At 38.2% G+C, this 13,020-nt stretch carries 13 protein-coding genes; 8 read left to right on the forward strand and 5 right to left on the reverse strand.

The annotated features are described in order from the left end of the window. A partial coding sequence (locus ABMA79_RS01905) for a hypothetical protein (protein ID WP_393089782.1) occupies nucleotides 1-1,292 on the reverse strand: 1,292 nt, incomplete at its 3' end. 98 nt (nucleotides 1,293-1,390) lie between these two features. Next, nucleotides 1,391-1,618 carry a DUF4911 domain-containing protein gene (locus ABMA79_RS01910; protein ID WP_393089785.1) on the reverse strand — a complete coding sequence of 76 codons (228 nt, stop codon included), beginning with the start codon at nucleotides 1,616-1,618 and terminating at the stop codon, nucleotides 1,391-1,393. Between the two features lie 142 nt (nucleotides 1,619-1,760). Between ABMA79_RS01910 and ABMA79_RS01915 the strand changes: the two genes are divergently transcribed. The 7 genes from ABMA79_RS01915 to ABMA79_RS01945 all read left to right on the forward strand — a co-directional run bounded on the left by ABMA79_RS01915 (nucleotide 1,761) and on the right by ABMA79_RS01945 (nucleotide 10,388). After that, on the forward strand, nucleotides 1,761-2,489 hold the full coding sequence (locus ABMA79_RS01915) for a hypothetical protein (protein WP_393089788.1): 729 nt from the start codon (nucleotides 1,761-1,763) through the stop codon (nucleotides 2,487-2,489). Between the two features lie 8 nt (nucleotides 2,490-2,497). Further along, nucleotides 2,498-4,708 carry a LysM peptidoglycan-binding domain-containing protein gene (locus tag ABMA79_RS01920; RefSeq protein ID WP_392856871.1) on the forward strand — a complete coding sequence of 737 codons (2,211 nt, stop codon included), beginning with the start codon at nucleotides 2,498-2,500 and terminating at the stop codon, nucleotides 4,706-4,708. 86 nt (nucleotides 4,709-4,794) lie between these two features. After that, on the forward strand, nucleotides 4,795-7,320 hold the full coding sequence (topA, locus tag ABMA79_RS01925) for a type I DNA topoisomerase (protein WP_392856869.1): 2,526 nt from the start codon (nucleotides 4,795-4,797) through the stop codon (nucleotides 7,318-7,320). A 6-nt stretch (nucleotides 7,321-7,326) separates the two neighbouring features. Next, nucleotides 7,327-8,247, forward strand: coding sequence for a DUF368 domain-containing protein (locus ABMA79_RS01930; protein ID WP_392856867.1), 921 nt, complete (start codon nucleotides 7,327-7,329; stop codon nucleotides 8,245-8,247). 91 nt (nucleotides 8,248-8,338) lie between these two features. Beyond that, nucleotides 8,339-9,451, forward strand: a complete 1,113-nt coding sequence (locus ABMA79_RS01935) for a hypothetical protein (RefSeq protein ID WP_393089791.1) — start codon at nucleotides 8,339-8,341, stop codon at nucleotides 9,449-9,451. Beyond that, nucleotides 9,439-9,963, forward strand: coding sequence for an FMN-binding protein (locus ABMA79_RS01940; RefSeq protein ID WP_392856864.1), 525 nt, complete (start codon nucleotides 9,439-9,441; stop codon nucleotides 9,961-9,963). The genes ABMA79_RS01935 and ABMA79_RS01940 overlap by 13 nt, the downstream gene beginning before the upstream one ends. Before the next feature lie 8 nt (nucleotides 9,964-9,971). Continuing rightward, nucleotides 9,972-10,388, forward strand: coding sequence for a hypothetical protein (locus ABMA79_RS01945; protein WP_392856861.1), 417 nt, complete (start codon nucleotides 9,972-9,974; stop codon nucleotides 10,386-10,388). Here the strand turns inward: ABMA79_RS01945 and ABMA79_RS01950 are convergent. The 3 genes from ABMA79_RS01950 to ABMA79_RS01960 are packed head-to-tail and all read right to left on the reverse strand — an operon-like array spanning nucleotide 10,385 to nucleotide 12,172. Further along, nucleotides 10,385-10,876: a DUF501 domain-containing protein gene (locus tag ABMA79_RS01950; protein ID WP_392856860.1), complete on the reverse strand. Its 492-nt coding sequence runs from the start codon at nucleotides 10,874-10,876 to the stop codon at nucleotides 10,385-10,387. The two genes, ABMA79_RS01945 and ABMA79_RS01950, sit on opposite strands and share 4 nt — an antisense overlap. Further along, nucleotides 10,873-11,598, reverse strand: a complete 726-nt coding sequence (locus tag ABMA79_RS01955; protein ID WP_393089794.1) for a hypothetical protein — start codon at nucleotides 11,596-11,598, stop codon at nucleotides 10,873-10,875. Before ABMA79_RS01955 ends, ABMA79_RS01950 begins: the two co-directional genes overlap by 4 nt. Further along, nucleotides 11,585-12,172: a DUF3943 domain-containing protein gene (locus ABMA79_RS01960; RefSeq protein WP_393089797.1), complete on the reverse strand. Its 588-nt coding sequence runs from the start codon at nucleotides 12,170-12,172 to the stop codon at nucleotides 11,585-11,587. Before ABMA79_RS01960 ends, ABMA79_RS01955 begins: the two co-directional genes overlap by 14 nt. 122 nt (nucleotides 12,173-12,294) lie before the next feature. On the opposite strand from ABMA79_RS01960, the gene ABMA79_RS01965 reads away from it, so the two are divergent. After that, a partial coding sequence (locus tag ABMA79_RS01965) for a hypothetical protein (RefSeq protein WP_393089800.1) occupies nucleotides 12,295-13,020 on the forward strand: 726 nt, incomplete at its 3' end.

The raw sequence follows: 13,020 nt of genomic DNA on the forward strand, positions 1-13,020 counted from the left end.
ACCACCGCTGGGAAGTATAGGGGCCCAAGAAGTGCTGATTGCTTAGCATGGCCTGCTTCGTGTCCTGAAGCAAAACGGTAACCTGAGCAGAAGTCTAGTTCAAAAAGACCTGCTGACATCTTTCCTGGAACAATTCCAAGTCCACATACATCTGCATAAATTTGCATTTTTGAAGCTGCAATTCTGATACGTGGTAGATCAAATTCAATCATTCTCATATAACGGTATGGAGTTACGGCCTCAAGAAAGTTGATGAAAAGGTTTACTCCACGACTAACTGGTGCAAGGATTACCTTTGTCCCAATAAAAGCTGCTCCTACCATTGTATTGATTAATCCCCACGATAGGTTAGAAGCAATAACAAATAAGTGCATTAGAGGGTGGTCAGGGTTAGCTGGATCAAAAAGAAGAGACTTCTTACCAAATACACTTTCGTAAGTTGTTAGGGCCCTATCAAATTCAGCTCTTTGTTCTTGAGTGAGAGCTTCTTGCTTATATTCTTTGAACTTTTCTATCTTTTCAGCATTCTCTTTCTTTCCAGTATTAAGAAGGTTATTGATATTTTCACTTAACTCTGGTGATAGAATATTTGCATCTCTCATGGCCTTAAGCTTTGTCAGAGTTTTCTTAGCATCTTGATCGATGATTTTCATCATTCCGATATAGGCCATATGCTGTTGTAGAACTTCAAGCTTAAATGCCTCATCAGTTTCAGTAAAACGCTGCATCTTATCTGAAGAGATTTCTTCAATATATCCAATCGAGCGCTTTGTGTATCCTTCACTTAAGTTTCTCATATAAGTAAGAGAGTAGAGTGCAAGGACTTCGTTTTGTGCCATTTGTTCTGGTGTGTTGATGAGACGTTTTGTTTCATCTTTACGATAAGAATCTTTTCCGGCATCAAATGTAATGGCGTGAATATCAAGAGTTAAATCTTTTACTTGCTTCATCCAGTTGCGAATTTTCTCTTTGCTTTCATTATATTTTTCAACAGTACGCACTCTTCTTCTACGATCGTTTGATCCGTATGTTTGTTTTGAGTCTGTCCAAGTTTCAAATTTTGGAGCACTATTGATTAGCTTGGCAATTTGTTCTGATTTAATTTGTAGCTCGTTGGCCATCATCAGTTTTGAGTCCGATAAGTTCGACTTTTCAGAGCTTTCAAGACTTAGTTTGAAGTCATTAAAGTGATTGTTGATACCTTTGTTGGTAACAACTTTACAAGAGGCCATTTGAAGGCAGGCCAATACACACAAGGTTGTATTAGCAACTTTTTTAATTGCTGGTGACATAATCTCTCTCCGTTTTAGGTTTACGGTATTTTGCGAGTTATATCATTTAATTTGATTGAGTTAGTCGGATTTGAAATCTTCTCTTAGGTGTACAAAATTTAGTCAATAAATTGTAGCTCGATTTCTTGAGCTAATTTATTAAGTAAGTACTTAACCTCAGGCTTTAGGCTAGGGTGTGCCTGAACGATAATGTCGCGATGACCTTCGTGCTTGTCTCCTTCGATTGTTGAGTAGAAACATAGGCCTTCATTTGCTTCAAGTTGAAAGTAGAAATATGCTGATTCTTTCTTTGGTACTCTTACAATTGTTTTAAATATCTCACTCATAAAATACTCGACAAGTTTGTTTTTTATTTAGTTATTTGGCTTGGCAGTCTTTGCCTATCCACGAAATTTCATTGACTTAAACGCTTTGTAACCTAAAATATTATTAAAGGCCACTCTTTTATCAAGTCATGGAGGACTACAAGTGAAAGATTTCAGGAAGAGATTTCCACTCACTTCAGTATTAATTTTAGCATTGGCAACGACTTCTTGTTCGTGGTCGAAAAGAAAAACTCTTTTTGATGAAGAAGGATATCCAATCGAAGAAGCGAAGCAGGCCGAAGCTAAACAACAAATGGTTCCTAAGGCCCAGTACGATCAACTTCTTGAGAAATACGACAAGCTTTTAAAAGATACTAAGGCCCCAAGTCTAGCCGATCAATACAAGGCCAAGGACGGGAAGGCGTCAGCTGAGCAAGTACAGCTTAGTATGATTGATGATCTTCAAGGTGCAAAGAGTAGTAGTGTTGCTGAAACAGTCGATGTTTTTGCTAATGAAGTGGTTGCACAAAAGAAGCAAGAGCAATCAGACGATGTTCTTCTACAAAAAGAATTAAATCTTTTAAAGCAGGCCGAAGGCCTAATGGCACAAAACCGCTTAGACCAATCTCTAACAATTCTAAAAGATCTTGAAGGTTCAAGACATAATCAAATTAAAGTAAGAGCAAAATTCTATTTAGCAGAAATGCTTTTTTCTCAGCAAGAATTTGATCTAGCAATGCAGTTGTATGAAGAGATTCTTAGACAACATGCTTTTTCAGGTCTTGTTATTAAAAGTTTAGGAAGACTTATTGTTTGTACTGATAAATTAAAATTAGCAAAGAAGAAAGAGAAGTATTATTCAATCCTTCACGATTTCTTCGGTGAAGCATAGGGCGTAGTTTGAAGAAGAAAAATCTAAGCTTATTATTTTGTATCGTATCTCTTCTCATGAGCATGGGACAGGTGCGTGCGCAAGATGATCTTAAGGATCTAGAGCTCTTAGATGATAAAGACCTTCTTATGCTTTTAGAGGAAGAGACTGATCAGCCACAACAAACGGATGTATCAGACGAAGTTCTTGCTGATGAATTAAATTCTATCAAGAGCGATCAAAAGAAGACCCTTCCTGGTGAAGAGGTCCTTACTGATGAAAATCTCCAAAAGATTAATGCTAATAATTTAGAGAATGCAGACAATCTTGAAGAGATTGATATTCTTGCAAAAGATGTTGATACAAAATCACAAGCAACTAATGTAGAGATTGTTGAGCCAGAGAAGGCCAAGCAGTCGAGTGCTAGTGATCAAAAAGTAACGATCAATAAAAACCTTTTCAATGTGGGAAGAGAAGAGAAAGAGCTTCTTGATCTTGCAAAATTTGTTGAAAAGAAAATACCTGAAGAAGAGTGGAATGAGCTCGCAACATCGGCAAAGGTCGATAAGTATGTTGTTCAAGAAGGTGACTGGTTATGGAAGATTTCACAAAATCTTTTTGGATCAGGATTCTACTATTCTAAGATTTGGTCAATGAACCCACAAATTACAAACCCTCACGAAATTGAGCCGGGACAAGTTCTTGTTTTCTCAACAGGAAGTGAAACTTCTTTCCCAAAAGTTGCCTTTGGTAGTTTTGAGGATGATGGGAGTCAAGTTCGTCGTTCTGAAAATGTAAAAGTAGCATCTTCTGGTGCTTTTTCTGCATACGGTGATGATATTAAGTCAGACTGGTTAAAAGAGAGAAGAACACTTGTAAATAAGGGTGCATTCTTTCAATCGTTAACTGAGTCTTCATATGATGATGTTCTATCAATGACAGAGATCGAACTTAATACTGATTATAAGAAGTATGCTCCGCCTATTTCACGTATCATTATTGAGGAACCAGATAATCAATATGATAAGAATGGAATCTCTTCTATTGAAAGACAAGAGATCACGGTTTCTCATGGTTTCTATTTAAATACATTTCTATCGACTAACCATCTTCAAGACTTAGGGTATATCTCTGATAAGCAAGACGAGTCTGTTCTTATTCTTCGCGATCAGAATGTCTACGTTAAGTTTGATAAGAGTGTGCAAGTAAGGCCTGGTGATAAATTCTCAATCTATCAACCAGATGGAAAGGTTTCTCATCGTATTTCTGATCGAGAAGGTCTACGCTATACAATCTTAGGACAAGTAAAGGCGATAAGAGAGTTAGAAGATAATAAGTGGGAAGTATCGGTTGACGAAATTGTGGAAACGATTGAGCGCGGTGCTAGAGTTACTGTTTATACACCTAAGATTGCCAAGATCTTTAAAACTTATAATCCTCGTCGCATTGAAGCGGCCATTATTGGTTCATATAAACAACAAAAGCGTGGACTAGCACTTGGAAGTGTTGTTTACCTCGATCGTGGTCGAGTTGATGGTGTCGAGCTAGGAAATGTTTTTGAAGTTTACTCATTTATGGATAGAGGAACAGGAAAGCAAATTAGTTCTCAACCGACTTATGTAAAAGGTGAGGCAACGGTCATTACTGTTACAGATAATTTCGCTACGGCCGTTATTTCTTATAGTAATTCAGGAATGGAGCTTGGTGATATTGCCCTGACTAAATCTGAGGCAACAGCAAAGATGGCCGAGCAGCTACGTAATAACACTCGCGCTAAGAATCTTGGAAAGCAAGAAAACCTTGCTCTTGAGGAACTTGATGTTGAGCTGAACCTAGATAATCTTGGGGAAGATCTTCTTAAGCAGGTTGATGAAATTCGCCTTGAAGAAGATGAACTTGAAGAACTTGAACGCCAAGAAAGAGAGAAATCGATTATTAAAGAACAAGCTCGTGATCTTAAAGAACTTGAGAAGCTTGAGAAAGAATTGATTGATGCTGAAACAAAATTAAATGAGCAGAAGATTGACGAAGATACTTACTTAGAGCGTCAAGACCTGAATTTAATTGAGAAAGGTGTGAAGGCCAAAGATCCTAACGCACTACCTTCAATGAATGAAATCGAATCACAAGAAGGTCTTAAGTATATGGATGAAGATCTGAACAGTAAGGAGAACCCTTACGGATTGACTCCATATGACATCGAAGAAATTGAAGAACTATTGAATAGTGACTCAAATTAATCTATGCTAGCGAAAAATATGTTAAGATATCCTTGGTGCGTTCTTGTAACGCACCTTGTTTTTTATAATAGGAGATAGTGAACATCATGACACAATCAGAAGTTGTGAGTGAAGCTGCAACAAATGCTGCCTCTAAAAAGGCCTCGAAAAAAGCAGCAAAAAAAACAACAAAGAAGAAAACTGCCAAAAAAGCTGCCAAAAAAACTGCAAAGAAAAAAGTAGCTAAGAAGGCGGCCAAAAAGACGACCAAAAAAACGACGAAGAAGAAAGCCTCTTCGGTAAAAGACAAAGACTACAAGCTAGTAATTGTGGAGTCACCTTCCAAGGCCAAAACCATCAAAAAGTATCTTGGCCGTGGTTTTCAAGTTGTTGCCTCAAATGGACACATTAAAGACCTACCAAAATCAAAACTAGGTGTTGATATCAAAGAGAACTTTGAAATTGACCTCGTTCCTATAGCTGGTAAAGCAGCAAAGATTGAAAGAATTCAAGAATTAGCAAAAGATGCAAATGAAATCTTCCTCGCACCCGACTTGGACCGTGAAGGAGAGGCCATTGCATTTCACCTTGCTGAAGAAATTGGCAAGCGCAAGAAGATCAGGCGAGTTATCTTCAATGCCGTTACAAAGAATGCTGTAACGAATGCCGTTGAAAATCCAGTTGATCTAAATGTTAATATGTATGATGCCCAAAAGACACGTCGTGTACTTGACCGTCTTGTGGGTTATAAGATTTCGCCAATTCTTTGGGATAAGGTTCAGCGTGGTATCTCTGCCGGACGTGTACAATCAGTTGCCTTAAGAATCATTGTTGAAAGAGAAGATGAAATTAAGGCCTTCGTTCCAGAGCAGTGGTTTTCAATCCATGGTGAGATGGAAAAAGATGGAACTCTTTTTGAGTTCAAGTACTACGGTGAAGAGGCCAAGAAGAAAACTGAATTAACAGACGAAGAATTCACAAAACAAATTGTAAAAGATGTTAATGGGAAAGAGTTTGAAGTTATTGACGTTAAAAAACGTGAAAGAAAACAAAACCCAACGCCTCCTTTTACAACTTCAAAGCTTCAACAGGAAGCAGCTAATAAGCTAGGTTTTACGGCCAAGAGAACAATGATGGTTGCGCAAAAACTTTATGAAGGGATTGCAACAACTGACTTTGGAACTGTCGGTCTAATCACATATATGAGAACGGACTCTGTTAGAACTGAGCCAGAATCATTAAATGCTCTTCGTGAATATGTTAAGGGCCAATATGGTGAGAAGTTCTTATCACCAGAACCAATTGAATATAAGAAGAAGGGAAGTAGTAAGGTTCAAGATGCCCACGAGGCCATCAGACCTACATCTCTTGAATATACTCCAAGTCAACTAAGAGGAGATTTAGAGCCAGATGAGCAGAAGTTATACGAGCTTATTTGGAATAAGTTTATTTCTTCTCAAATGAGTCAGGCGATTATCGATCAAACTGCGGTAACTTTCGAGTGCGAAGGTCACTTCTTTAAGGCAAATGGATCGATCATTAAATTCCCTGGTTTTAGAACTGTCTACATGGAAGCTGCTGCAGAGAAAGCTTCACGTCGTGGCGGAAACGATGATGAGGATGAAAATGACACACCAAAGGCAACTGGTGAATTACCAGTAATTGAAGTTGGTGAGCAAATGCCTGCAAAGAATGGACCTGCTGAGCAGGAACACTGGACTTCGCCACCTCCTCGCTACAATGAAGCTTCACTTGTAAAGACTCTTGAAGAGAAGGGAATTGGTCGTCCATCGACATATGCTTCAATTATTTCAAATATCCAAGATCGTGGTTATGTCGAAAAGGTCGAGAACCGTTTCATGTCTACTGAACTTGGTACCGTTGTTTGTAAGATGCTTATTGAATCTTTCCCAGATGTGATGGACGTTGCCTTTACGGCCAATGTTGAAAAACTTCTGGATAAAATTGAAGACGGTGAAATTAAGTGGAAGAAAGTCCTTAAGGAATTCTGGCAAGGTTTTGAAAAGACTCTTGAAAAAGCAAAAGAGGAAATGAAGAACCTTAAGAAGCAGGAGATCCCAACAGGAATTCACTGCCATAAGTGTGAAGACGGTGAGTACCTTATTAAATGGGGACGTAATGGTCAGTTCCTTGCTTGTCGTAACTACCCAGATTGTACATCGACTCATGACTTTAAAAAGCACCTTGATGGAACAATTGAAATACTTCCAAAAGACTGGTTTAGAGACCCATGCCCTGAGTGTGGAAAGCGTCTTGAGGTTAAGAAAGGGAAGTATGGACGCTTTGTTCGTTGTGAAGAATATCCAAAGTGTGAAACAACTCTTCCATATACAATTGATGTAACTTGTCCAAAGTGTAAGGTTGGAAAGTTTGCAGAGAAGAAGTCTCGTTACGGGAAAATCTTCTATGGTTGTACGAATTACCCAGAGTGTGAAACGGCCCTTTGGAATGAGCCAAAAGTTATGGATTGTCCTGCATGTGGATTTGGCGTGATGGGCGTTAAGGAAACAAAGAGATGGGGGAAACAGCTTCAATGTCCTGAGTGTAAGCACTCTGTAGACTGGGAAGATACTCCATTTGCTAAAGAAGAAGCACAAGAGAATAAAGAGTAATCAATTATGATCAATAAAAATATGGCCCTTGTTTTTTGCAAGGGCTTTCTTATGGGCATTGCCGACTTAATCCCTGGTGTTTCTGGGGGAACTATTGCATTTATCACTGGAATCTATGACAAGCTTCTGGCCACAGTTGCTGCCATTGATAAAGCTCTTATTAAGGATGCACTAACTTTTAATATAAAGAGTGTTTCAGAGAAGATTGATTTAAAATTCATCATTCCGCTAGGGATTGGAATTCTCGGGGCCATGCTTTCTCTTGCAAGGCTTATGCATTATCTGATTAATTATCACCCGGTACCGACATGGGGCCTATTTCTAGGGTTGATTTCAGCTTCTATCATTGTCATTGCTAGGGACTTAAAGGATCGTAAGAATCCTTTGGCACTTGTTATGGTGGCCTTAGGTGCTGCAATCGGTTTTGCTATTACTCAGCTTGTGCCAGTAACAACTCCAACTGATCTATGGTTTATCTATATCTGTGGGCTTATCGGAATTACGGCCATGATTCTTCCTGGAATCTCAGGCTCTTTCATTCTCCTTATTTTAGGGAAGTATGAATATGTAACGGGAGCTTTAAAGAATCCATTTCAAGAGGGTGCACTGGTTATCATTGGTGTCTTTGCTCTTGGTTGCTTAACGGGGCTTGTAAGCTTCTCAAAAGTTTTAAACTTCTTTATGAAGAACTTTCGTGAGCGCACGATGGCCTTTCTTGTAGGGATTCTTCTTGGTACCTTATCTAAGGTGTGGCCTTGGAGAGAGGTGACAAAGTCAGTGGTTATCCGTGGAAAAACAAAAGTTCTTTCAGAGAGTCTCTACTTCCCAACGTCTCTGTCACAGGAAGATATTCTAGCTGTGGTGCTTGTTGTCATCGGCTTCTTCTTTGTCTTCTTTTTAGAGCGTAGTGCGAACAGAAACAACTAAAAATATTGTCTAGTTTAGTGACTTGACCTTTTATTTAATTCTCATTAACATCCGTTTGGTAATTCAAACAAAATGTTTAATAGGAGAATAAATGAAAAAGTTGTTTATCGCTTTAATTGCAGCAACGACAGTTAGTGCTGCTACAACACAAGAGCTAGAAAGAAGAATTGATATCCTTTCTAAAGAAGTACAAAGCATGCAATCAAAAGGTCTATCGTCTAAGGTAAGCCTTGGTGGTTACGGTGAGATTATCTATACTGACAATAGTGAAGGTACATCTCAGTGGGATACATTAAGAAACGTTCTTTACGTTGGTTATCAGTTTAGTGACAAGTGGTCATTCATGACTGAAATTGAAATTGAGCACGCTGATGAGATCTATACTGAATTTGCTGAAATTCGTTATGCACACTCAGACCTACTAAACTTTAAAGCTGGTCTTTTACTTACTCCAATTGGAATTGTGAACACTGAGCACGAGCCAACTCGTTTTATTGGTGTTAAGCGTCCAAGACTTGAAAATGCAATTATTCCAACGACTATGCGTGAAAACGGTGTAGGAGTTTATGGTACTTGGAATAACCTTGAGTATAAGTACTACATCATGAACTCACTTAAGTCTTGGGATGGATCTGCTGGTTTCTCTGAAGGTGGTGTACGTGGTGGACGTCAAAAAGGTGCTAAAGCACTTGCTGGACACTGGTCACACGTTGCTAGAGTTGATTACGGATTTGACTTTGGTCTAGACCTAGGAACATCAATCTACGTTGGGACAACTAACGGTAACGCTCAAGGTGAGCACAATATCTACGATGTTCACTTAGCATATAATTACAAAGGCCTAATGGTGAAGGCATTATATGTTTACTCAACTCTTGATGGTAAAGAATTCTCTGCAGCATCTGGAAATGTTGTGGCAGATGTAATGCAAGGTTACTATGTTGATCTAGCTTACAATCTTACTCATGGTAAAACTTATTCAATTATGCCATATGTAAGATACGAAAGTTATAACACTCAAGATGATGTTGATTCATCTGTTGGTGTAGCTGACAAAGCAAATGATAAAGAGCATATCACAGCTGGTATTATGTATAAGCCACTTGATAAGGTTTCTTTCAAAGCTGACTTCACAAAATTAAATAATGCATCTAATGCTGGTGAATCAGAAGAAGTAAACTTCGGGATCGGATGGGAATACTAAGATTTTCAAATCTATTCAATATTAAAGCAGTAAAGGGGATTTTCCTCTTTACTGTTTTCTTGTTTTTGGCACAAACTCAAGTTCATGCAGGAATTAAGGAGACTCTTTCTAAGAAGTATCCTGATTGCTCGTTTGTTGAGAAGTCTAAGTTCTTAACTGACAAAGAATTTGAAACAATTAAGTCAAAGTACCCAACTCGAAATATTCGTCGCTTTTATTCTTTCTATAAGAGAGAGTGTAAGAATAAGACATCATATGACTTTGTCTTTACTGATACTGTTCGTACAAAGAATCAGGTTCTCCACGTTCACGTGGTAAAGAATAATATTGAGAGCTTGGCCATTGTTAAGTTTGAAGAGCCTTCTGAGTACAAGGTTAAGGCAAGCTGGCTTTCTCGCTTTAAATCACAGAGACCAGATTCAATTGATATTGTTTCCGGAGCGACTCTTTCTTCAAATAGTACAAAATTTTTAGTGTGGTTGTCGCTATATCTACAAAAAGATATACTCTAGTCTAAGCTATGACACCTTCAGAAAAGAATAATCTATTTATCTCGAATTACTTCATTGTTGTGACAGGAACAATTTACTTTGTGGCCAAGTATTTTATGGCCATTGAAGGTGACTGGGGAATCGAAACACATCCTCTTTCAATTTGGATGCAAAAGCTTCACATCTTATCTGTGCCTTTTCTTCTTTTCTTTGTTGGGACAATCTTCTCAAATCATATTTATAAGAGAGTTCTAAGTGGCTACAAGAAGTCACGCACATCGGGAATTTTCCTAATTGGACTCTTTGTGGTTATGAGCTTATCTGGATACTTAATTCAGGTTAGTGATAATGATCTTCTGAGACAGTGGTCTGCCTATATCCACCTTGGAGTGTCTCTTGTGTGGAGTCTAGGCTTCACTTACCATCATGTGACGGCCAATCGCTAAGCTTGTTGTAATTTCTTATCAACTAGCTCACCAATGACATGAGGGCGCACTAGGTGAAAAGCATAGAACATATGAAGACATCTTAAGTGATAGAAGTCTCTAAGGCCTCCGATTCCAGTATCTGTAATCATTGGCATCATATTATCTGGTAACTCAAGATTCATTTCTTTAAATAGGTTCACTCTTTCATCGCGATATGATTCATGAATTGCTTTCACTTTTTCTTTTAGTTCTTCATCAGCATCAATCATGGCCTGAAGCTCTTTGGTAAAGCCTTGTCCCTCGATTTGGCTAATGGCCTTATAAACAACAGGGTCAACTAACCAATAGATCGTTGGAAATGGAACCTTATCAACAACGGGAGTCACTTTGATCGAAGCAGGTCTACCATCAGTTGTTCTTGCTGAAACCTCAACAATACCTCTGGCCTCTCTTTTTAAAAAGGCTTCGATTTGTTCAATATCTTTATCTGTTACTTGCGTGCTCAAAATAGAGATGCTCCTATTGTGTAAAAAATTGAAAACGAATTAATATCTTCTCGCGCGCTCTGCTCTTTAAGAATTTCAACCTTCGTTCGATTCGTTCGATCGACTAAAGTTGCCTTGTAAGAGCGATAGGCCGCTACTGAAACTTCCGCAAAGAAAGGGAAGTGGTCTACTTCTTTAACCTGCTCAATCCCAATCGCTAAGGCTCCTCCAAAAGAGTCATAGTTAATCTTAAGCTCTCTGCCATTAGTATTGATATTAAAATTATCTAGATCAAGTGAGTTAAGCAACCAACTTGGGCCAAACTTAATATATGCTTTAAAAGTTCTAAAACCAATGAAGTCTAAAAGCTCGATATCATAGACATCTGAATTAATTCTAATCGTTGGAGTGATATTAAATGATCTAAAGTTACCTTGTCCTTCAAGTACTTTATTTTCATAGGCAAAGCGAAGGTCGCGAGCTCGTCCAAATGTCGTGTGGGATTCAAGTCCTATTTCAATTCTTTCTAGGCGAAAAGAGAACTGTGTATAGATACCAAAGGCCTTTGATTCCTCTCGGTCTTCGATGTCATATTTATTTTCGTATTGATCGTCATCTAATTCGTTGAAAATTGTGTTTTGAAGAGTGAAACCGGCCCTTAGGTAAAACTCGTAGGGTCCCTTCTGAGCATAGGCAGAAGTTATGGAAATGAAGAATATGAGAATCAGTTTAAAATTCTGCATGAAAGTAATATCCAATTGATTTCTTGTCTAAGTCTGGTGCAATGACTGCATATGCTGTTCCTTCAAAGATTGAAGGAAAGAGAGTCATTGGGTTAATTAGGTGGCCAAAGAAGTGCCCAACCTTGCTATCTCCATTTAGTAGAGACATTGAGAGCTTCTCAAAGCCGTAGCCCATAACAGCTCCAAGCACAGGTGTTTGATAGAGATCTTGTACTGAAGCTGGTTCAGTATAGACTTCGATGAGAAATTCAAAAATAGTACTGGAGACAAAAGTTAGTGCGAGGGCATCTGCATATCGATAATTTCGAGCACGATAGTAGAGAAACATTTGTGAACCTGTATAAGGGTGAACCATATAGTTCCAAAATGGTTCATCGCGATCAAAAACGATTTTTCCGAAGTTTTTGCGGTAGGTATCCCATGATCCTTCATTTCTTACGGTATCCCACTGTGTTAGGGGATAGGCAATGAGAGAGATTCCAAAAACAAATCCAACATCTTTATAGATCTCTTCTTTTGTGTGATCACGGTCTTGGTAGAAATACCTTTTTTGTGCAAAAGAAGTGCTTTGCATGCACAGAGTAAGTATTGTAAAAGATAGGGTAATTATAAAACTTTTCACGATGTGATCTTATATAAATTTGGCCACGTTCTGGCCAATAATACATTGCGATAATTAAGCCAGTTCACTAAAATATGAAAAAATTAATCTCTTTTTTATTAATTTTATTTACCTCATCACAAATCTTTGCTCAGAGTTCAAATTATCTCGTTTTTGATGAGAGAGAAGACGGTCCATGGTTTCCAATTCAGTTGTATATCAATGGTTCATTTGACGTTATTCAAAACCCTTATTGGTTTAATCAGAAGGACTATTTTGAAAAGCATAAGATTGTTTGGGATAAGGTAAAAGATCCCATTCATTCGATTAAGAAGAATGGTGGATTTGATAAATTACTAAAAGAAGAATTCTTAAGTAATCGCGTATTGCCAAATATTTTCCTTCATACATTTGGTGGCGCCTATGAGACGAAGAAGCTCATGGAGTACTCTGACTACTACGATATTAAATGGGCCAAGACCTTTTCGTTCTTTGTAACCTTTGCCATGCACTTTGGAAATGAGGCCAATGAGACAACTCAGCCTGAAGTATCGGCCCTTGACCATATTGCAGATCTTTACTTCTTTGATGTGGCCGCATTCTTCTTAGGTTTAAATGATCCCTTTATGAATTTTATGGTCGATGAGATGGGGATGACGACTTGGCATTTCATGCCTGTCTATGATGTTGAACACGAAGACTTTTTTAACGTTGGATTAAATTATATAATGCGTCCGAAATTTCTTCACTTTGATAAGTTTAGGCCCCTTCTTTATATGGGGATGATGAATATGGTGGGACTAACTTATGATAATGGTGAC

This window comes from Halobacteriovorax sp. HFRX-2_2 (assembly GCF_043196705.1).
Lineage (GTDB): Bacteria > Bdellovibrionota > Bacteriovoracia > Bacteriovoracales > Bacteriovoracaceae > Halobacteriovorax_A.

What these genes read in the sequence shown, in the direction of transcription:
- ABMA79_RS01940 (WP_392856864.1), top strand. Translation starts at nt 9,439, where the DNA reads ATGGGAATACTAAGATTTTCAAATCTATTCAATATTAAAGCAGTAAAG.
- ABMA79_RS01935 (WP_393089791.1), top strand. Translation starts at nt 8,339, where the DNA reads ATGAAAAAGTTGTTTATCGCTTTAATTGCAGCAACGACAGTTAGTGCT.
- ABMA79_RS01955 (WP_393089794.1), bottom strand. Translation starts at nt 11,598, where the DNA reads ATGCAGAATTTTAAACTGATTCTCATATTCTTCATTTCCATAACTTCT.
- topA (WP_392856869.1), top strand. Translation starts at nt 4,795, where the DNA reads ATGACACAATCAGAAGTTGTGAGTGAAGCTGCAACAAATGCTGCCTCT.
- ABMA79_RS01930 (WP_392856867.1), top strand. Translation starts at nt 7,327, where the DNA reads ATGATCAATAAAAATATGGCCCTTGTTTTTTGCAAGGGCTTTCTTATG.
- ABMA79_RS01960 (WP_393089797.1), bottom strand. Translation starts at nt 12,172, where the DNA reads ATGCAAAGCACTTCTTTTGCACAAAAAAGGTATTTCTACCAAGACCGT.
- ABMA79_RS01945 (WP_392856861.1), top strand. Translation starts at nt 9,972, where the DNA reads ATGACACCTTCAGAAAAGAATAATCTATTTATCTCGAATTACTTCATT.
- ABMA79_RS01910 (WP_393089785.1), bottom strand. Translation starts at nt 1,618, where the DNA reads ATGAGTGAGATATTTAAAACAATTGTAAGAGTACCAAAGAAAGAATCA.